This is a genomic window from Ochrobactrum soli (assembly GCF_003664555.1).
GTDB classification, from domain to species: Bacteria; Pseudomonadota; Alphaproteobacteria; order Rhizobiales; family Rhizobiaceae; genus Brucella; species Brucella teleogrylli.
This window is the reverse complement of the sequence record NZ_RCHH01000004.1, coordinates 30,793-50,195: the sequence shown is the minus strand read 5'-3', so window position 1 is coordinate 50,195 and position 19,403 is coordinate 30,793. Positions and strand designations below refer to the sequence as shown.

The following is a 19,403-nucleotide window of genomic DNA, read 5'->3' as shown; positions in this document are numbered from 1 at the left end:
AAGGCACTGCCAGCCCAGGGGGCTCAAACTTCCACGGCAGCGCTCGTTCCAGCTTGACTGGTAAGAGGTGCAGACGTCGGGAAATTCTCCACATCGAAATTGGGCAGCAGCGGATGATCGGCGGGATTTTCGCCAAACAGATCGCACAGCCATTTGCGGATGATGATACAGCAATCCTCGGCCGAATAGGCCTCTTCCATGACCCAGCCGTGCCATAGCCCGTCCGCCAGTTGCGTAAGAGCGATGGCCGCCAGGCGGACATCAATTTCCATATTCTTTTCTGCCGCGACCTTGGCAAGCCGACGTCCGAGAAACGCGCGGTATTTGCCCCATAGTTCGCGATGTAATGCCATGATCTCTGGAACAATCCAGGCGGCACTGTTGTAGTGAATATGAACCTGTTGATATCCGCGCCCGTGAAAAAATGGCCCGCAGGCAACAAAGTATAGCGTATCGAAATTCCCGGTCTTCACCGATGATACAAGGTGCCGGTAATAATCGTCCCCATTTTGAAGGTAATAGCGATGTGCTGCGGTCAGCAGATCTTCCTTGCTGTCAAAATAGTGGTTTATCAATCCACGTGAAAAACCAGATTCTTCACTGATCGTGTTGATCGTCGAATTCAGATAGCCATGTTTGACTATTGAATTCAGCGTCGCAAGGATCAGATCCTGTCGTCTGATTTCGTTGGTTTGCCTCTTTTTGACAGCTTTCCGCATTCTTTACCTTCTCGAAGGCCGATGACTAACGGCGACACTTATTATTGATACGGTCTCAACAGATCCTTTGCGATAATATCCTGATGGACCTCGGACGTACCTTCCCAGATACGTTCGATACGCGCATCTCGCCAGAAACGCTGGATGGGGAATTCTTCCATGACGCCCATGCCACCAAAGATTTGCACGGCATCATCCGCAACCCGGAACACCATTTCCGAGCACCAGTAATTCACCATCGACGCTTCAGTGCGGTTCATCGTCTGATTCTCAATTTTCCACGCGGCTTCTTTCACCATAAGATCACCGAGCTTTATATCAACCGCCATATTGGCAACCTTGAAACCGACCCCCTGGAATTCACCAATTGTTTTGCCAAACGCCTTGCGGGTTCCGGCCCACTCCTTGGTCATTTCGAAGATGCGTTCAGAACGACCGACACAATGGGCGGCCAAAGCAACCCGACCATCGTAGAGCCACTCATTGGCAGTATCGAAGCCCTTGCCCTCTTCGCCCAGAATATCATCGCTATGAACACGAACATCTTCGAGATAGACCATCGTCGGATTATAGCCACGGGTGACGATCGACTTCATCGGCTCTACACGCAGTCCCGGCAGGGTTTTGTCGAGCAGAAACGCCGTAAAACGCTTGCGTGGTCCGCGTGGTGTTTCATCCACGCCGGTAACGGCAATGAGAACGATGAAATCTGCGATATCGGCGTGAGAGATAAACTGTTTCACCCCGTTGATAACCCAGTGATCCCCATCGCGCACGGCCTTGGTCGTGATGCCGCGTGCGTCAGACCCCGCACCGGGTTCCGTGAGCGCGAAGGCATCCTTGCGTTCGCCTCGGATAGCTGGCTTCAGATATTTTTCAATCTGGTCGCCCTTGCATTTGAAGAGGATGCCGGTAACGCCACGGTTCATGCACATGGTGAGCGCGGCGCTCGATTTACCAAGCACGCGTTCAGCCTGCATCTTGGTCTGCTTGTCGAGACCCGGGCCACCCCATTCTTCCGGCAGATTCATCCCGGCGAAGCCCGCCTGGATCGATTTTTGCTGAATTTCCTGTTTGATTTCTTCAGGAACGTAGCGAAGTTCCTCAACGAGATTCTCGTGCGGATAAAGTTCGCGCTTGCAGAACTCTTCCAGTGAATCGATGAGCGCCTGTTGTTCGAAACTTAATGCAAAATCCATGGTGTTCCCCCTTTACGCGCCGATGAAATTCGGTGCGCGGCGCTCATTGGCAGCAGCCAGGCCTTCTTTATGATCTTGGGTCTGTGCGCAGACCTTGCCCGCCGCTACTTCTTCCAGCTGCTGATCGGATAGGCTGCGCGTATGAGCGCTGTTCAGCAATTTCTTGGTCTGCGCGATGGCGACAGTCGGCCCGCTCGCCAGTTGCCGGGCGAAGGCCAGCGTGTCCTGCCACAGATTGTCAGAGCTGCTGACGTGGCTGACGAGCCGATTTTGAAGCGCAATCTGGGCGGTCCATAATTCACCTGTATAAGCAAAACGCTTTGCCGCCTCGAGACCGATCACGCGCGGCATCAACCAGGTTCCGCCGCAGTCCGGGTTGTAGCCGACATTGGTATAGGAACAGATGAACTTGGCCTTTTCCGATGCGTAGCGAAAATCGCACGCCAAAGCCATATCAAGACCGGCACCAACGGCTGCACCGTCGATCATGGCGATAACGGGCTTGGGCATTTCATGGACTTGCTGAACCAGTCGCAGCGACTCCTCGACCCAGTTCATGTCCGGCCAATCCGTTCTGCCCGCCGCCCATTCCTTCACGTCTGCACCGGCTGAAAAGGCGCCACCGCGTCCGGCCAGAATAAGGGTGCGGAGCGTTTGATCAGCCGCCGCCTCCTTTAGTGCCTTGCGCAGTTCTATGGTGATCCCCATACCGAGCGCATTGCGCGCCTCCGGCCGGTTGAGCGCAATAACGCCCACCGCGTCATGACGTTCAATTTCAAGAAATTTGTACATAGCTCTCCCTTTCTGCCCGGCCACAAGGGTTGGGCAGTCTCAATTGTCATTCAGTTATCGGTTCAGCGTCCGCGCCAGCGCGGCGGTCGTTTTTCGAGGAAGGCTTTTTGGCCTTCGATCATATCCTCCGAGGACAGCATAGCGGCAAAGGTGGACAGCTCCGGATTATCGCCAGCTCGCAATTTCATGGCGTCGCGGTCTGACATGCCATCCACGGCACGCAACGCTTCTTTCAACGCTTGTTGTGCCAGCGGTGCAGATTCCGCAATTTTCCGGGCTATTTCCAATGCCATCGGCATAAGATTTTCTCGTGACGCGGTGCGATAAACCAAACCCCAACGCTGCGCATCCTGCGCGCTCATGGGGTCGCCGGTCCAGATCATCCCGGTTGCCACATAATAGGGAATACGGCGTGGCAGACGTTGCAGCCCCCCGCCATCGGGCAGCAGTCCCCGCTCAAGCTCGGGCAACTGGATGAAGGCGTCATCCGCCATCAACAGAATGTCGCAAGCCAACGATATTTCGAGACCACCGCCAATGGCCGGGGCGTTGATAGCGGCGATCAGCGGTTTTCTGAGTGACCACAGCGTCGTTATACCGCCGAAACCGCCCTCTTTTGCGCCTTCGGTGCTTGCACCACTGTTCTGATCCGTTCCTTCCTTGAAATCATAGCCAGCTGAAAAGGCACGCTCTGACCCGCTGGACACAATACCGACACGCAGGTCGGGATCACCTTGCAAATAGAGCGCTGCCTTCTCCAGATTGCGGCTTAGACTGCGGCAGATCGCATTGACCTTTGGCTTGACCATACGAATCTCAAGTACGGATCCGTGTCTCTCAAGGTGGACAAAGCCATCCATTTCTCGGTTAAGTTCTGCAATCATATCAACCACCGTTCTTTGCTGCCCGCTGGCTGTAAATGTGCAGCAGAAGCGGTGGTAGCGATGTGACAATCAGCATGAGTGTTGAAACCGCCGCCAATGTAGGATCGAGATCATCGCGCAGCGTGGAGAAGGTAACGCGCGGCAATGTCGACATGGGCCCCGATGCCACCATCAGCGAGATAATCAATTCGTCGAAAGAGATCAGGAAAGACAGCAGCATCGAGGTTGCGACCGAAAGCTTGAGCTGAGGCAAAGTCACAGTCAGAAAGGCTTTGAGCCGATTGGCACCGAGACTGCGTGCCACCATTTCCTGCGATGAGTCATAACTGCTGAAACCGGCCAGCATGGTCAGGATCACAAACGGCATCGCAACCACGGAATGGCCGAGGATCATGCCCCAAATGGTGTTCAACAGCATTCCGATCTTTGCATAGACAAAGAAAATGCCGACAGCGATCAGGATCGAGGGCACTGCCAGCGGCGCAACCAGCACCGTCTTCAAAAGACCCTGAACGGCGATGCGTCCCTGATTAAGAGCGTAGGATGCCGCCACGCCGGTGACAGTCGCAACGATCATGGTCCCGAATGCGACCCGCAGCGACACCCAGAGCGAGCTGATCCACTTTTCCTGACCGAAAAATGAAGCATACCAGCGTGTGGACCAGCCTGCTGGCGGGAAAACCAGTGATGTCGTTGAACTGAACGAAACCGGAATGACGATCAGGGTCGGAACGATCAGGAAAAACAGCACCAGTCCGACGAGAATGTAGAGCCAGAGACGTGCACGGTGAGAAACGTGAGCTTCCATCATACCACCTATCGATCCGACGACAGCCGGCGCACCAACACCAGACTGATCCACAAGCAAAGAGCCGTCATTGCCAGCAGCAACACCGCAAGGGCAGCCGCAGGACCCCATGTCGGGTAAAGCGAGATCATCTCCTCAATGCGCTGCGCAATCATCTTTACCTTGCCACCGCCGAGCAGTGCGGGCGTGATGTAAAAGCCGAGGCACATGACGAACACCATTATGGCGCCAGCGACCAATCCGGGCATCGAAAGCGGAAGGAAGATGCGCAGGAACGCGTGCGTTGGTGACGACCCCACATTGGCGGCAGCACGCATCAGATTGGCGTCGATGGCCTTCATCGATGCATAAAGCGGCAGCACCAGAAACGGGATCATGATATGCACCATACCGATGACAACGCCGGTGGTGTTGTTGACCAATGCCAGCGGCTGGTTGATCAAGCCAAGGCCTTGCAATGTCTTATTGACCACGCCGTTGCGCTGCAAAATGATAAGCCATGAAAAGGTGCGCACCAGCCCGGAGGTCCAGAAGGGCACCAGCACTGCCAACATCAGTAGCCCCGCCCATTTGGGGGACAGGATCGACATCAGATAGGCAACCGGATAGCCAAGCAGCAGGCAGATAACGGTGACGATGAGCGCGATCTTGAACGTATTGAGAAACATCTCGATGTAGACAGGTTCCGAAAAGAACAATCGGAAATTTCCGAGACCATGTTCTCCATTGATGTCGACAAAAGACATCGAAAGCAACCACAACAGCGGCGCCACCATCAAGATGCCAACAATAGCGAGTGCAGGGATGGTGAGGCGCACCATCGACCAGCTTTCGTATTTTTTTTCGCGGTTCAGCGCACGGCGGTTTTCATCCAGTTCCGCTTGCGTCACTGGTTTGGGGGCTGCAACAGGAAACGAGACAACAGCTTTTGTCATCATCAAGCCTCCGCGCGTACAAGCCGCGCGTCCGCCCGTTCCAGACGCAACGCCACGCGTTCACCAACCCTTGGCACTGCCCGCAGATTTTCCGAGCGGTTGGCAATGCGTGTGAATACCTTATGGCCACCATCCAGCATGACCTCGAAAAGCAGGCATTCACCCTGGTAGATGGCCGTGACGACCTGACCCGAAAACAGGTTTGCTCCCGAAGCGCGCGCCGCCGCTTCGTCTGTGGCAAAACGCAGGCGCTCGGGGCGCATGCTCAGCAACATGTCGTCGTGCAGTTCGCCAACATCATCCGACAAATTCACGTCCTGGTCGCCATAGCTGACACCTGCGTTAGTGCGCCGGAGCGGCAGAAAACTGGTTTCACCAATGAATTCCGCAACAAAACGGCTTTCCGGGTGTTCATAAAGATCGGTCGGCGACGCGATCTGGGCCAGTTTGCCCTTCGAAAATACGGCAATCCGGTCCGACATTGTGAGCGCTTCACGCTGATCATGCGTGACAGAAATGGTCGTCATGTCCAGCCGGTCATGCAGTTTGCGGATTTCGATCTGCATCGTTTCCCGCAGTTGCTTGTCGAGCGCGGACAAGGGTTCATCCATCAGCAGAATGCGCGGTTCGAACACGATGGCGCGCGCTAGCGCTATACGCTGGCGTTGTCCCCCAGACAGTTCGGTGATCTTACGCTCGCCATAGCCACCGAGTTGCACCAGATCGAGTACTTTCTTGACCCGTTCCTCGATTTCGGCTCGACCGATCTTACGCAAACGCAACGGATAAGCGACATTCTCGAATACCGACATATGCGGGAACAGGGCATAGTTCTGAAAAACCATGCCGATATTGCGCTTATGGGGCGGAAGATGCACGATTTCCTGTGTACCAATCTTGATCGAACCATCCGTCGGACGGGAAAAGCCCGCAATCATCATCAGAAGGCTTGTTTTTCCTGACCCGGAGGGGCCGAGCAATGTGAGAAATTCACCGGCTTTAATCGCCAGCGATACGTCGTCAACCGCCCGGACCGTGCCGTAATGTTTGGACAGTGCTTGGATCGTAACCGGCAAAGCCGTCGTCGAGGAGTGTTTCATCTCTGCTTTCCATCAGCGCACAACAGGACACCGCAGCATTGTCAGCTACAGACTGTAATCTTGGGCTCCATGAAGAAAATTCCGGGTTGGAGGCCGAAGCCTCCAACCTTCCAGAACCAGCTATTGCATCATAGCCTTGTCCCACATGGTCTGCGCCTTTTCGTGATTTTCGGCCCAGTACGGCATGTTGGTGATGAGCTGCTTCTTGAGATTCTCAGTGCTCGTGACAATGCTCGCCGCCTTGTCGGCGGGTACAAGCCCTTGTTTGAAGGCATCCTGATTCATCGGCCCATAGGCGATATAATTTGGCAGGTTCGCCTGATATTTTGGATCGAGCAGATGGTTGACCAGGCGCATTGCACCTTCCGGATTGGGTGAATTTTTGGGAATGACCAGGCATTCCACATCCATCACCGCGTCGTCAAGCTTATAGGTATAAGGTGCGCCTTCCTTGATGGCGGCATCTATGCGGGCTGCCCAGATCGATAACATATCGACCTCTTCGGACGTTGCGAGCTGGGTCGCCTGCGCGCCCGTGGCCCATTGAACACTGATATTCGGTTTCAGCGTAGACCATTTGGCCATCGCCCTCTCCATATCAATGGGATAAATCTTGTCCTTGGCCACGCCATCGGCCATCAGGGCAATTTCCATATTTGTCGCTGGCGAATTTCCCGAGATAGCGCGGCTGCCGGGGAATTTTTCCGTATCGAAGAAGTCGGCCCAGTTTTGTGGCCCCTTGTCACCATAAACGTTTTTGTTATAGGCAAGGACCGACGTATAGGCGGTGAATCCTACCCAATATTTTGAGCGCAGGTGTTCCGGGATTCCAGCCGCATTGGGAATTTTTGAATAATCGAGCGGAACCAGAAGCTCTTCTTTACCGGCCAGATCACACAGACCACCATAGAGTTCGGCCACATCGATATCGACCGCATTTGCACGCACCTTGGTACGGATATCGCGGATACCACCAGCCAGTACATAATCGACAACGGTCATGCCATGGTCTTGGGGCAAGTGGTCAAGAATGGCCTTTCGCACGCCTTCCTGATAGGCGCCGCCGTAGGACGCATAACTGACCTTTTCTTCAGCCCCAGCCGAACCGGCTGCCATGGCAAGCACTGCACCCAGTATGAATGTCTTTTTCATTGTTCCTCCTCCCTATGCGGCCCACTAGCCGCGTTTTTTTGCATGCAACAACCGGCAAAGGTACTTCCTCCAAAGCACCTTATTCGGCATTCCGCTGACAAAAGTCAGTTGGAAAATGCGTGTAACCCCCTTGTCATGGCAAGGCGGCAATCACTGACAATACGCTCGATAAGCTCCTGACAGCTCGGAACATCCTTGATCAACCCAAGCGTCTGACTTGCCCAGACCAGACCGCTATCCAGTTCGCCAGTTGTCAGCGCGTGGCGACCTCGCTCTCCGGAAACCAGCGATCGAACATCTGTAAACTCCGCACCGCCCGGCCGACCTTCGATAGCGACGACTTCATCGGAGATTGCATTCTTCAAAACACGACCGGTGTTTCTGAACGTTCGAAAGATCAAATTGGTGTCGCGTTCACCGGCGTTGACCAGCGCCTGTTTGATGTTTTCATGAATGGGAGCTTCTTTGGTGGCACAAAAGCGCGTCCCCATGTTCACGCCCTCGGCACCGAGCATGAAAGCTGCCGCCATGCCTTCGCCAGTGCCGATACCGCCCGAGGCGATCAATGGAATTTTGACCTGCGCCGCTGCAGTGGCAAAAAGGACCAAACCGCCAACATCATCCTCACCCGGATGCCCCGCCGCTTCAAATCCATCGATGGAAATGGCATCCACACCAGCCCGTTCCGCTGACAGCGCATGACGTACAGCCGTACATTTGTGAACGACAACCGCACCAGCCGCCTTTATTTTCTCGATGAACTCTTTTGGACTGCGTCCCGCCGTCTCTATCACCTTCACACCCGACTGTAGCGCCGCATCAAGATATTCTTCATAAGGTGGAGGCGCTGTCGTGGGGAGTATCGTGAGATTGACCCCAAATGGTTTATCGGTCATCTGCCGGCAGCGAGCGATCTCTTCGCTTAGCGCTTTGGGACTAGGTTGCGTCAGTGCTGTCAAGATTCCAAGGCCGCCCGCATTCGATACAGCTGATGCAAGTTCGGCACGACCAACCCATTGCATTCCGCCTTGAATGATCGGGTATTTCGTTTTCAATAGCTCGGTTACTCGGGTCTTCACGCCCCACTCCCTGCTGCAATCAAACCTGATGATTAGATACTGAAATTCGTCGCGGATGAAGTCAAACAAAAAATTTGCTGAACGTCCAACTTTTTATTAACATGCAGATATAACACGATGATTTTAGTCGGAGCCCCATAAAGAGGGCCAATTGGAGGGGGAACATCATGAAACTGCAAAAGATCACGCCATATCAAGGACGTAGTCTAAATCACCGCCCAGTATCTTCGAATTCACCACCCCCGGAGCAGCACGCAGGAGCCCCGAATCCCGTGTCGCCGACGGCTGGTCTGATAGTTCGGGCGTGGTCTCCAGAGCAGCAACCTGTCGCGGTCATGGCGCGTCCACATGTATGATGTACCGACCGCGACAACCCTTCCCCATCTTGAACACTGTCCTTGCGAGTATTTTCAGGTCGCGACTGACCTTGAGGGGGCCGCATGATCCCACTGCGTTTCCTTGGCGCTGCCGTTCTATGCACAAGCAGTCTTGCTTTTACCCTGAATGATACGACGACCAAGTTTCTCATCAGCGACTATGATGTGTCATCGATCATTTTGATCCGCAGCCTGATGGCATTGCCGATTCTTTACCTGTTTCATGTGCGGACAACCGGGCGAAGCAAAATATGGTCGGCCAGAATTGGGCTCCATGCGCTGCGGGGAGCCTTTGGCTTGATTGCCGCCTATTTATACATCGCTTCCCTGAAAACTCTGACTGTGGCTGAGGCGACAGTCATTCTCTTTATGACACCCGTCATTATCACTGCGATGTCCCGTTTTCTGCTCAAGGAGAATGTCAGTTTTCGCACATGGCTGTCGATCTGTTTCTGTTTCCTTGGCGTGGTTGTGGCGATCAATCCACGGGCATCCAACTTCAATTACGCTATGGGGCTGGCTGGGACAGCGAGCGTGTTTTACGCCATCAATGCGATCAGTTCGCGTTGGATTCCGTCCGAAGATAACCTGTGGACGATCTCGTTTTTTGGCGCGTTCTTTTCGGCGCTATTTGTCGCCCCGTTCGCCATAGAGCATTGGCGTGGACTGCAAGTCCCACACCTTGCCCAGTTTGGGGCTGCGGCGGCATTCTCCAGCATGGGCATAGGTTTAAGCGCCATTGCCTACCGCATGACATCACCTGCCCTCCTCGCCCCCTTCGGTTATTCGGGGCTGATCTGGTCGATTACGGTCACCTGGCTGTTCTGGGGCATTCATCCCAGTCTCAATGCCATTCTCGGCACGTTCATTATTCTAGGCAGCGTCACATTGACCATCAAAACCAGCCGCATCGATCCACAACCCAATCCGCAGAACTGTATCAAGGGATCCACAAATGACGACCCCAATCCTTGTCGATATGAATAGAGCAACCGGCATCAGCACCGTCACATTCAACCGCCCTGAAAAATACAACGCTATCGATGAGGCGATGGCAGCGGCCTTTCATGAGGCCGTGCAAGCCATAGCATCGGACAAGGGCATACGTTGCGTCGTTCTCAAAGGCGCGGGCAAAGCGTTTATGGCAGGTGGAGATGTCGCGGCTTTTGCAGCCGACCCTGATCGGGCTGATCTTGTCTTGCAGCGCATATTGCGCCACATGCACCCAGCTTTGTTAATCCTGCAGCAATTGCCAGTGCCTGTCATCGCGGCAATACACGGACCGGCAGCTGGCGCCGGATTGAGCATGGTTCTATCGGCAGACTATGCCATCTGCAGTCAATCAGCAGAGTTCATTCTTGCTTATGATCGACTGGCGACGGTGCCCGATTGCGGCGGCAGCTGGTATCTTCGGCAAAAGCTGGGGCCGCGTGCTGCTTTTGCCCTTATGCTCAAGGGTGGCAAACTCAATGCCAGTCAGGCCAAAGCAGTTGGGATCGTCAACGACGTGGTTGAGGATAGCAGTTACCAGGAACAGCTTTCTGCCCTGATACAAAAAATTGCCTCTGGCCCAACACGAGCCTTTGGACTGTTCAAGCAATTGCTGGCCGCGGATCTTTCGTTGGCGGCTCAACTTGAGGCAGAAAAGGCAGCCTTCATGGAAGCCACTTATACGCATGATTTCCGGGCTGCCATCCACAACTTCCCGAACAAGCAACCGGTTCAATTTCTCGGATACTGAAACGAGATCGTGTCCGACGGGAACCGTTGTATTCAACGTCACCCTGCAAAACCTAACAATTACCAGAGAGGGAAATATCGTGCTCCAATCCGACCAGAACACCAATTACATCGTAAAGACTGACATTTATATCGATGGCGCTTGGGTCGAACCTTTCGGAACCGACACCATTGCCGTCGTCAACCCCGCCAATGAGCAGCCTTATGCAACCATTTCGGCAGGCTCAACTCAGGATGTTGATCGAGCGGTCACAGCCGCCCGTAGGGCATTCTCTTCCTGGAGTGAAACCCCGGTTGAGGAGCGCGCCCGCTTCTTGCGCAAGATCGCAGAAATATATGAGGCGCGTCTCGAAGATATGGCCAAAGCCATTTCGCTTGAAATGGGTGCGCCTATCACCATGGCCCGTGATCAACAGGCCGCTGCAGGCTTGTATCACCTCAACGCGTTCATCCAGGCGCTGGAAAACTTCGATTTTGAAGAAAAGCGAACAGATAATTCCGGCGAGATCATCGTGCGCGAACCAATCGGCGTCTGCGGTCTGATTACCCCATGGAATTGGCCAATGAACCAGATTGCTTTGAAAGTTATTCCAGCGATCGCGGTCGGATGCACGGTAGTTTTGAAACCCTCCGAAATAGCGCCCATGTCTGCAATGCTCTTTGCCGAATTTCTCCATGAGGCAGGGCTTCCAAAAGGCGTTTTCAACCTTGTCAACGGCGAAGGTTTGGTCGTGGGCGAAGCCATGTCACGTCACGCGGACATCGACATGATGTCATTCACCGGCTCGACCCGTGCGGGCACAGCCGTCGCGCGCGGCGCGGCAGATACAGTCAAACGTGTCTCACTTGAGCTCGGAGGCAAATCCCCCAATTTGATTTTCGCGGATAGCGACATTGAAAGCGCGGTAGAGCGCGCCATTGCGGAGTGCTTCAACAATACCGGTCAATCCTGCAATGCCCCCACCCGATTGCTGGTCGAGAACTCGGTTTACGATCAGGTCGTGCAGCTCGCCGCTCGTGCCGCTGATCAGATGCTGGTCGGTGATCCGGCTCTCGAAGGAGATCATATCGGCCCGCTATCATCGAAAGTGCATTTCGACAAAATTCAAGGTCTGATCCAAGCAGGCATTGATGAGGGTGCACGTCTGGTTGCAGGTGGCCTCGGTCATCCGAAAGGATTTAACGCCGGCAACTACGTCCGCCCGACCATATTTGCGGATGTACAGAACGATATGACGATTGCGCGCGAAGAGATATTTGGTCCGGTGTTGGTCATCATTCCGTTTGCCGATGAACAGGAGGCTATCGCTATCGCGAATGATACACCATACGGTTTATCCGCTTATGTCCAAACCGGATCTGTTGAGCGCGCCAAACGCCTTGGGCGGAAGCTCCGCGCCGGCATGGTGCAGATCAACGGCTCATCGCTTGGTTCCGGCAGCCCGTTCGGCGGATACAAGCAATCCGGCAACGGCCGTGAAGGTGGGAAATGGGGGCTGGAAGACTTTACGGAAGTTAAGGTAATCTCCGGCTAAAGGCACGCGAAAAACGCCAAGCGCGGCGAGTTCAATCTATGTTGGAAATTAATCCACTCGACTGACATCATGAAGCTAACTGATTGATGATAGTGCGTTCTCGCCGCGCTCCAAATTTTTGAACAAAAGCTGAACTGTTTATTTTACCGTCATAAGTGTTGAGCAGCCCTGCCCACTTGACGATGTTTCGCGGCAATGATCGCGCGAATTTTTACGTCCGCCCACAGCGGCCCGTGATAAGGGTATCCAATTTTTTGCACCGCGCATCTGCAGTTGCTTCCAGAAAGGCAGTATCGCTTTGCGCTTTTCATTCCGCTCCCTGTGAAAAGATTTTGAGAAATTATCGGCATTAAAGACTCATTATTGCATTACAAAAATTATCCGCTATCATATTTCAATCGAAGTAATCGCATAACAATTAAATGGGAAAATGACAGTGCCAGTGATTGCGGAACTGATCGAGCTAATTGGTGCTGAGGCGGTAATCGTCGACGCTGCCGAAATGGTGCATGCCACCGAAGACTGGCGCGGTCGATATAGTGGCAAGGCGCTTTGCGTTGCGCGTCCGGCGAATACGGAACAGGTTGCGGCCATCGTTGCCTGCTGTAATCGCCACGACGTTCCCGTATTGCCGCAGGGCGGCAATACGGGTCTGGTCGGCGGGTCCGTACCGGCAAAGGATGGCCCGGCACCGGTAATCATCAGCCTGGAACGCATGCGCCGCATCCGCAATGTCGACCCCGTCAATAATACGATGGAAGTCGATGCAGGCTGCGTGCTCGCCAATATCCATACCGCCGCAACCGACGCCGGACGCTACTATCCGGTCAGCCTTGGAGCGGAAGGCTCGTGCCAGATCGGCGGCACCATCGCCACCAATGCGGGTGGCACGTCGGTTCTGCGTTATGGCAATACCCGCGAAAACATTCTCGGGCTGGAGGCCGTCTTGCCAGATGGTTCGGTCTGGTCCGATCTCAAGGCCCTGCGCAAGAACAATTCGGGCTACGATCTGAAGCATCTCTTCATCGGTTCCGAAGGCACGCTCGGAATCATCACCGCCGCCGTATTGAAATTGCATCCGCAACCCATCCGCCATGTGGTGGCATGGGCCGGGCTGCCCAGCGCCCATTCCGCCGTCAAGCTTCTGACCACCGTGCAGGAACGCTACGGCGCCAAGCTTTCCGGCTATGAACTGATGAACCGCCTCCAGCTCGATCTGGTGGTGGCAAACGTTCCGCAGCGCCGTTCGCCGGTCGATACGGAACATGACTGGCATTTGCTGATCGAACTGTCCGACAGTGGCGGCGAAGACGATCTCGACGCTGCGCTGGAAAACCTGCTGGGACAGGCTTTCGAGGATGGCCTTATCGAAAATGCCGTGATCGCCAGCAGCGAGTCCCAGCGCGCCGCGATGTGGGAAGTGCGCCATAGCGTTTCGGAAGCCAATAAGAAGGCGGGCGTCGGCCTGACCACCGACTGCGCCGTACCGGTTGCCGCGACCGCCGAATTCATCGACCGCGCCAGCGCCGCCGTGCTTGATCTCGCACCCGATGCGTCACTCGTCATTGTGGGGCATCTCGGCGACGGCAATGTCCATTTCATTCCGTTCTTTACCTTCGACGACTGGAAAGGGCTGGAAGACCGCGATGCGCTCGCAGCCAATATCCGCCATGCCGTCAACGATGCATCCTTTGCGCTGGGCGGCACATTCAGCGCCGAACATGGCGTCGGACAGGTCTCGCTCAAGGAAATGGAGCGTTACAAGACAACCACCGATCTGGCCCTGATGCGGGCTGTGAAGTCCGCCATTGATCCAAAAGGATTGTTCAATCCTGGCCGTCTCATACCGGCAGCACGGACGGAATATTGAAATCGAAAGCATTTCCAGCAGAAGCGTGAAGCGGCTTTGCGTCGGATAATGCGAAAAAACAATGAGTTAGAGCCGACCGTTGGTTGGTTCAGCATTTTTGAAAGGGAACGAACATGATAATCAAGAATACCACCTGGTCACGCCGCCAGTTTCTGAAAACCACCGCAGCAGGTGCAGTCGCTCTGGCCGCCCCTGCGATCTGGACGCCGTCGCAGGCCCAGAACAAGCGCATCGTCGTGCGCGATGACGGTGGCATCTACACCAAGGCTTACGGTGCCGTTTTCTACCGTCCGTTCCAGGAAGCAACCGGCATCGAAGTCGTGGGTGTTCAGGCCAATGCGGAGCCAACCGCGCAGATCCGTTCAATGGTCGATGCCGGGTCCTATACCTGGGACATGGCGAAGATCAGCGAACCGGCCATCCTCATGCTCACTGCGGGAGACAAGAAGTATCTCGAAAAGCATGGTCTCGAAAGCGAAGCCGTCATCGCCAGCCTGCCGAAGCAGTATCTGTCGGAATACGGCGTAGGCAACAATGTTTACACCACCGTTCTTGCCTATCGTACTGATGCTTTCGAGGGACGCGAAGCGCCCAAATCCTGGGCCGACTTCTTCAATCTGGAAAAGATTGAAGGCCGTCGTGCACTGCGCAAGCACCCGTTCGACACCATTGAACAGGCCCTGATGGCTGACGGCGTGGCCAATGCCGATGTCTATCCTTGCGATCTCGACCGCGCCTTCAAGTCGCTCGACCGCATCAAGAAGGACGTTTCGGTATTCTGGACCAGCGGTGCGCAGGTCGAGCAGATGCTGATCTCCGGCGAAGTGGACATGATCCCGACCTGGGTTTCGCGCGCGCAGTCGGCGCAGTCGGGCGGCGCTCCGGTTGAAATCGTCTGGGACCAGAACATATGGGGCCTCGACAACTGGGCTATCCTCGCCGGAACGCCGAATGCCGACGCCTGCCGCGAATTCATCAAATTCGCTTCCGATCCGAAGCGTCAGGCGCAGCTGGTTGAATATTTCGCCGCTGGCGTTACCCAGCCGGAAGCCTTCGACATCATCGATCCGAAAGTCGCGCAAAACTGCCCGACCTTCCCTGATCACATCAAGAACGGCGTCAAGATCAATGCCCAGTATTGGTATGACAATCAGGACAAGGCCATCGAACGCTATAATAGCTGGCTCCTGAGCTAACCGGAGCAGCAGGCCCGGCATCAGCCGGGCCTGTCACTTCGAGCAGATACGATGTTCGTTCAAACAAAAATTTAGAGCGCCGATCCGGTTCAAGCCGATCGAAACGCGCTCTGGCCCAGCGGAATTGCCATGTCTTCATCCAGCCTAACCATCCAGAAACTCGCCAAGCGCTATGGCGACTTCATCGCACTTGCCGAAACGGACCTTCTCGTCCCGGAAGGCGAGTTCCTGACCCTGCTTGGCCCTTCGGGATCGGGCAAGACAACCCTTCTCAGCCTGATTGCAGGTCTCGCCCGGCCGGATAACGGCGCGGTTCTGATCGGCAATGAGGACGTGACCTACAGCGCGCCGCATCTGCGCGACATCGGCGTGGTTTTCCAGAACTACGCCCTGTTTCCGCATATGACTATTCTGGAGAACATCGCCTTTCCGCTGAAGATGCGCAAAGTGGCTGCAGAAGAGGCCCGCAAGCGCGCCACCGAAGCGCTGGAAATGATCCGCCTGCCGCATATTGCGCAGCGTTATCCGAAGGAACTGTCCGGCGGCCAGCAGCAGCGCGTGGCGCTTGCCCGCTGCATGGTCTACCGCCCGTCGATCATTCTCATGGACGAACCGCTCGGCGCGCTCGACAAGAAGCTGCGCGAACATATGCAGCTTGAAATCAAGCGCATTCACCGCGAACTCGGCGCGACCATCGTTTATGTCACGCATGATCAGGAAGAAGCGATGACCATGTCGGATCGCATCTGCCTGATGAATTCTGGCAAGATCGAACAGCTCGGCACCCCTGCCGATCTCTATTTCCGCCCCCGGACACTGTTCGTCGCCGACTTCCTCGGTGAATCGAACCTGCTGCCTGCAAAGGTCGAGAAGATCGAGGGTGATGAAGCCGTAGTCCGCGTCGGCGCAAAATCCGTCGAAGCGCGCGCGCTCAGCAACGGGTCGATTGCAGCTTCGGCTTCCATCCATGTGATGATCCGCCCACAGAACCTTTCTGTGGCGCTTGCTGACGAAAGCAATTCTTCGGCGCTCCGCGCCACCGTCACCGATGTGATGGTGACGGGCAGCCTCACCAAAATCTATATGCGCGCAGAAGACGAAAGCCTGCCCGAACTGGTTGCGGCTTTCCCGACACGTATCTCTGGTCGCGCCTTCCAGATCGGCGACGTGCTGGCTCTTTCCTGGCACGGCACCGATGCGGTCACCATTGCCGGCAACGGGAAGGCCTGACCATGAGCGCGCTTCCGACCCGTACCAGCAAACCGCCGAAGCCGCTGTGGATCAAGCATTCGCTGATGATCGCGCCGCTGATCGTGCTTCTGCTGGCCTTCCTCGTTTATCCCGTTGGCAAGCTGCTGTCGCTGAGCTTTATCGGTCGCGACGGATTCTCGCTCGCCGCCTATCAGCAGCTTTTCGCCTCCAGTCTTTATCTCAACGTCCTGTGGATCACGCTGAAGATTTCGCTGGCGACGACCGCGCTTGCGGTCGTGCTGGGCTATCCCGTGGCCTATCTCATCTCCACCGCAGGCCCGAAAGCCAAGAGCTGGCTGATCTTCCTTGTGCTCCTGTCCTTCTGGACCAGCTTTCTGGTGCGCGCCTTCGCCTGGGTGGTCATTCTCGGTCGTAACGGTGCCATCAATCAGTTCCTGCTGGCCATTGGCGTCATCGACCGTCCGGCCAACCTGATCTACAGCCTTGGCGCGGTTCTGGTCGGCATGGTGCATGCCATGCTGCCGCTTGCCGTCATGACCATGCTGTCGGTCATGGAAAATATCGACCGCAACCTGCCGCGCGCCGCCTCCACGCTGGGCGCGCGTCCGGGTTCAGCCTTCTGGACGGTCTATTTTCCGCTATCCATGCCCGGTGTGGCGGCTGCCGCCATCATGGTCTTCGTCACCTCCATCGGCTTTTTCATCGTGCCTGCGCTGCTGGGCGGGCGTTTTGAGACCATGATTACCCAGCTCATCATCGATCAGGTGCAGCAGACGCTGAACTGGGGTCTGGCCGGTGCGATTTCGGTGCTGCTTCTCGTGGTCGTGCTGGCGGTCTTCGTCATCTATGACCGGATTTTCGGCTTCGAAAGCCTGACAGGCGAAACCTCGGCGACCAATGTGAACCGCGATACCGCCGCACGTCGCGCCGGTGCAAAGTTTCTCGCCATTGTCGGCGACATCAGCGACAGACTGATCGCACTCTTTCCCGGCAGCCGCAAAAGCTCCGATGCCGAAACCTCGCCCAAGTTGCTGAGCGGCTTCGTCTGGGCTCTGCTCATCATGATCAGCCTTCCAGCCATCATGATGATCCCGATCTCGTTCAGCGCCGCTGGACTGAACTGGCCGCCGTCCGGCTTCACCATGCAATGGTATGAGCAGATGTGGAACACGCCCGTCTGGTCACAAGCCCTGTGGCGTTCGCTGGTCGTGGCGTTGGGCGCAGGCATCCTGTCGATGCTGATCGGCATTCCCGCTGCCTTCCTGCTGGCCCGCGCCAATATTCGCGGCAAGGCAGCAATCCTCGCCTTCGTGCTGTCGCCCATCGTTGCGCCGCGCATCATCATCGCCGTTGGTCTGTTCTATGTCTTCGCAGAACTCGGGCTGGTCGGAACTTCACTCGGTCTCATCATTGGTCATACGGTGGTGTGTGTGCCCTATGTGGTCATGACCATGGTGGCGGTGCTGCGCAACTACGATACGCGTCTTGATCTCGCTGCCCAGAGCCTCGGCGCCAGCCCGATGAAGAGCCTTGCCTATGTCACCTTCCCGATGCTGGCGGCAGGCATGTTCTCCGCCTTCCTCTTCGCCTTCGCAACCTCGTTCGATGAACTGACCATCGCGCTGTTCTCGTCGGGCGGCCTGAATTCCACCCTGCCCAAGCAGTTCTGGGACGAAGTGACCCTTCAGGTCTCGCCGGTCATCGCTGCGGTATCGACGTGCCTCCTCGTCTTTATCTCAGTGCTGATCTTCGTGGCCGACCGCCTGCGCCAGCGCAGCATGTCCCGCTGAACCAATTATTGAATTCGCATGAAAGGACTACCCATGATCAACTCTTCCAGTCTTCGCGGCATTTTGCCTGCGCTCGTCACCCCGGTTCAAAGCGACGACACGATCGACCTGAAGGCGACCGATGCGCTGTTCGCCTGGCTCAAGCAGCAGGGCGTGGACGGTGTCGTTCCGCTTGGCGGAACGGGTGAATATGGCGCTTTGGCTCGCCGCGAGCGCAACCGCTTTGTCGAGCTTTCGGCCAAGGCGATGGAAGGAAAGGGCCCTGTCGTCGCCGGTGTGCTCGATCCCGGCTATCACGACGCCATCGCTTCGGCGAAGGACTTTGCAGCGGCTGGCGCAGACGCTCTGCTGGTGATCACGCCTTACTACACCAACCCCACGCAGGCTGGCATCCGGGACTATTTCCTTCGTTATGCGGACGAATCTCCCGTGCCGATCCTGCTCTATGAAATCCCGTATCGCACGCGCATCGCTATCGATCCGGAAGTTATTCACGAGCTGTCGCGTCACGAGCGCATCATCGGCATGAAGGCATGCAACACCGACATGTACCACTATCTGCGCGTGGTAGCGGGCATCGATGCAGCATCTTTCGCCGTACTCAGCGGAGAAGACCACCTGTTCCCGCTGCATGTTGCAGCTGGTGCAACGGGCGGCATCGTCGTGACCGCAAACCTTCTGCCGCGCGTCTGGCGCAAGATGTTTGATCTCGCCGCAGAGGGCAAGACCGCTGATGCGCTGGCGCTGCATCGCGACATGATCCCGTTGATGAATCTGGCCTTTGCGGAAACCAATCCGGGACCGATGAAGTCGGTGATGGATCTGATCGATGTCAACGCCCCCACCATGCTTGCACCACTGCGCCAGCCGAAGCCGGAATTGAGCGAAGCGCTGAAGAAGGAATATGCACGTCTTCTGGACAAGTACGAAAGATCGCCTGTCGATCTTGCTTCTTGAGCCTTTAGTTAGGCAAATACAAAGTTGAGGTCGGGTTCGCGATCCGACCTTTCGAGCG

17 protein-coding genes are annotated in these 19,403 nt (G+C 55.7%); 8 read left to right on the top strand and 9 right to left on the bottom strand.

Translation table 11 applies throughout. The features are described from left to right. Positions 1-23: 23 nt before the first annotated feature. The 9 genes from D8666_RS09795 to D8666_RS09755 form a co-directional block, all read right to left on the bottom strand. The gene (locus D8666_RS09795) at positions 24-719 is read right to left on the bottom strand and encodes a TetR/AcrR family transcriptional regulator (RefSeq protein ID WP_006188557.1); all 696 of its coding nucleotides are present in this window, start codon (positions 717-719) and stop codon (positions 24-26) included. A gap of 41 nt (positions 720-760) precedes the next feature. Then, positions 761-1,918, bottom strand: coding sequence for an acyl-CoA dehydrogenase family protein (locus tag D8666_RS09790; RefSeq protein ID WP_006188555.1), 1,158 nt, complete (start codon positions 1,916-1,918; stop codon positions 761-763). 12 nt (positions 1,919-1,930) lie between these two features. Continuing rightward, entirely contained in the window at positions 1,931-2,710 is a 780-nt protein-coding gene (locus tag D8666_RS09785) for an enoyl-CoA hydratase/isomerase family protein (protein WP_094513508.1), read from the bottom strand. A gap of 62 nt (positions 2,711-2,772) precedes the next feature. Then, positions 2,773-3,594 (bottom strand): enoyl-CoA hydratase-related protein, encoded by an 822-nt coding sequence (locus D8666_RS09780; protein ID WP_121537517.1) that lies wholly within the window; start codon positions 3,592-3,594, stop codon positions 2,773-2,775. A gap of 1 nt (position 3,595) precedes the next feature. Further along, complete coding sequence (locus tag D8666_RS09775) at positions 3,596-4,405, bottom strand: ABC transporter permease (RefSeq protein WP_235858923.1); 810 nt, start codon at positions 4,403-4,405, stop codon at positions 3,596-3,598. Between the two features lie 5 nt (positions 4,406-4,410). Continuing rightward, positions 4,411-5,340, bottom strand: a complete 930-nt coding sequence (locus D8666_RS09770) for an ABC transporter permease (protein WP_121537515.1) — start codon at positions 5,338-5,340, stop codon at positions 4,411-4,413. Next, complete coding sequence (locus tag D8666_RS09765) at positions 5,340-6,437, bottom strand: ABC transporter ATP-binding protein (RefSeq protein ID WP_121537513.1); 1,098 nt, start codon at positions 6,435-6,437, stop codon at positions 5,340-5,342. The genes D8666_RS09770 and D8666_RS09765 overlap by 1 nt, the downstream gene beginning before the upstream one ends. Positions 6,438-6,557: 120 nt before the next feature. After that, complete coding sequence (locus D8666_RS09760; protein WP_109366243.1) at positions 6,558-7,589, bottom strand: ABC transporter substrate-binding protein; 1,032 nt, start codon at positions 7,587-7,589, stop codon at positions 6,558-6,560. Positions 7,590-7,693: 104 nt separating this feature from the next. Beyond that, on the bottom strand, positions 7,694-8,668 hold the full coding sequence (locus D8666_RS09755; protein WP_121537510.1) for an NAD(P)H-dependent flavin oxidoreductase: 975 nt from the start codon (positions 8,666-8,668) through the stop codon (positions 7,694-7,696). Positions 8,669-9,108: 440 nt separating this feature from the next. Here D8666_RS09755 and D8666_RS09750 point away from each other — a divergent pair, with 440 nt between their 5' ends. From D8666_RS09750 to dapA, 8 genes are all read left to right on the top strand, one after another. Then, the gene (locus D8666_RS09750; protein WP_235858922.1) at positions 9,109-10,032 is read left to right on the top strand and encodes a DMT family transporter; all 924 of its coding nucleotides are present in this window, start codon (positions 9,109-9,111) and stop codon (positions 10,030-10,032) included. After that, positions 10,001-10,786: an enoyl-CoA hydratase/isomerase family protein gene (locus D8666_RS09740; protein WP_121537506.1), complete on the top strand. Its 786-nt coding sequence runs from the start codon at positions 10,001-10,003 to the stop codon at positions 10,784-10,786. Before D8666_RS09750 ends, D8666_RS09740 begins: the two co-directional genes overlap by 32 nt. Before the next feature lie 79 nt (positions 10,787-10,865). Then, entirely contained in the window at positions 10,866-12,320 is a 1,455-nt protein-coding gene (locus D8666_RS09735) for an aldehyde dehydrogenase family protein (RefSeq protein ID WP_121537504.1), read from the top strand. Between the two features lie 430 nt (positions 12,321-12,750). Beyond that, positions 12,751-14,190, top strand: a complete 1,440-nt coding sequence (locus D8666_RS09730) for an FAD-binding oxidoreductase (RefSeq protein WP_167836056.1) — start codon at positions 12,751-12,753, stop codon at positions 14,188-14,190. A 113-nt stretch (positions 14,191-14,303) separates the two neighbouring features. Further along, a complete protein-coding gene (locus D8666_RS09725) occupies positions 14,304-15,386 on the top strand; it encodes an ABC transporter substrate-binding protein (RefSeq protein WP_109366248.1) in 1,083 nt (360 codons plus the stop codon). A 129-nt stretch (positions 15,387-15,515) separates the two neighbouring features. Continuing rightward, positions 15,516-16,616, top strand: coding sequence for an ABC transporter ATP-binding protein (locus D8666_RS09720; RefSeq protein ID WP_121537500.1), 1,101 nt, complete (start codon positions 15,516-15,518; stop codon positions 16,614-16,616). A gap of 2 nt (positions 16,617-16,618) precedes the next feature. Continuing rightward, on the top strand, positions 16,619-18,388 hold the full coding sequence (locus D8666_RS09715) for an ABC transporter permease subunit (protein WP_121537498.1): 1,770 nt from the start codon (positions 16,619-16,621) through the stop codon (positions 18,386-18,388). Between the two features lie 33 nt (positions 18,389-18,421). Beyond that, positions 18,422-19,345: a 4-hydroxy-tetrahydrodipicolinate synthase gene (gene dapA / locus D8666_RS09710; RefSeq protein ID WP_121537496.1), complete on the top strand. Its 924-nt coding sequence runs from the start codon at positions 18,422-18,424 to the stop codon at positions 19,343-19,345. Positions 19,346-19,403: the final 58 nt, after the last annotated feature.

Coding starts and splice junctions, on each gene's coding strand:
- D8666_RS09795 (WP_006188557.1), bottom strand. CDS start 719: ATGCGGAAAGCTGTCAAAAAGAGGCAAACCAACGAAATCAGACGACAG.
- D8666_RS09790 (WP_006188555.1), bottom strand. CDS start 1,918: ATGGATTTTGCATTAAGTTTCGAACAACAGGCGCTCATCGATTCACTG.
- D8666_RS09785 (WP_094513508.1), bottom strand. CDS start 2,710: ATGTACAAATTTCTTGAAATTGAACGTCATGACGCGGTGGGCGTTATT.
- D8666_RS09780 (WP_121537517.1), bottom strand. CDS start 3,594: ATGATTGCAGAACTTAACCGAGAAATGGATGGCTTTGTCCACCTTGAG.
- D8666_RS09775 (WP_235858923.1), bottom strand. CDS start 4,405: ATGATGGAAGCTCACGTTTCTCACCGTGCACGTCTCTGGCTCTACATT.
- D8666_RS09770 (WP_121537515.1), bottom strand. CDS start 5,340: ATGATGACAAAAGCTGTTGTCTCGTTTCCTGTTGCAGCCCCCAAACCA.
- D8666_RS09765 (WP_121537513.1), bottom strand. CDS start 6,437: ATGAAACACTCCTCGACGACGGCTTTGCCGGTTACGATCCAAGCACTG.
- D8666_RS09760 (WP_109366243.1), bottom strand. CDS start 7,589: ATGAAAAAGACATTCATACTGGGTGCAGTGCTTGCCATGGCAGCCGGT.
- D8666_RS09750 (WP_235858922.1), top strand. CDS start 9,109: ATGATCCCACTGCGTTTCCTTGGCGCTGCCGTTCTATGCACAAGCAGT.
- D8666_RS09740 (WP_121537506.1), top strand. CDS start 10,001: ATGACGACCCCAATCCTTGTCGATATGAATAGAGCAACCGGCATCAGC.
- D8666_RS09730 (WP_167836056.1), top strand. CDS start 12,751: ATGACAGTGCCAGTGATTGCGGAACTGATCGAGCTAATTGGTGCTGAG.
- D8666_RS09725 (WP_109366248.1), top strand. CDS start 14,304: ATGATAATCAAGAATACCACCTGGTCACGCCGCCAGTTTCTGAAAACC.
- D8666_RS09720 (WP_121537500.1), top strand. CDS start 15,516: ATGTCTTCATCCAGCCTAACCATCCAGAAACTCGCCAAGCGCTATGGC.
- D8666_RS09715 (WP_121537498.1), top strand. CDS start 16,619: ATGAGCGCGCTTCCGACCCGTACCAGCAAACCGCCGAAGCCGCTGTGG.
- dapA (WP_121537496.1), top strand. CDS start 18,422: ATGATCAACTCTTCCAGTCTTCGCGGCATTTTGCCTGCGCTCGTCACC.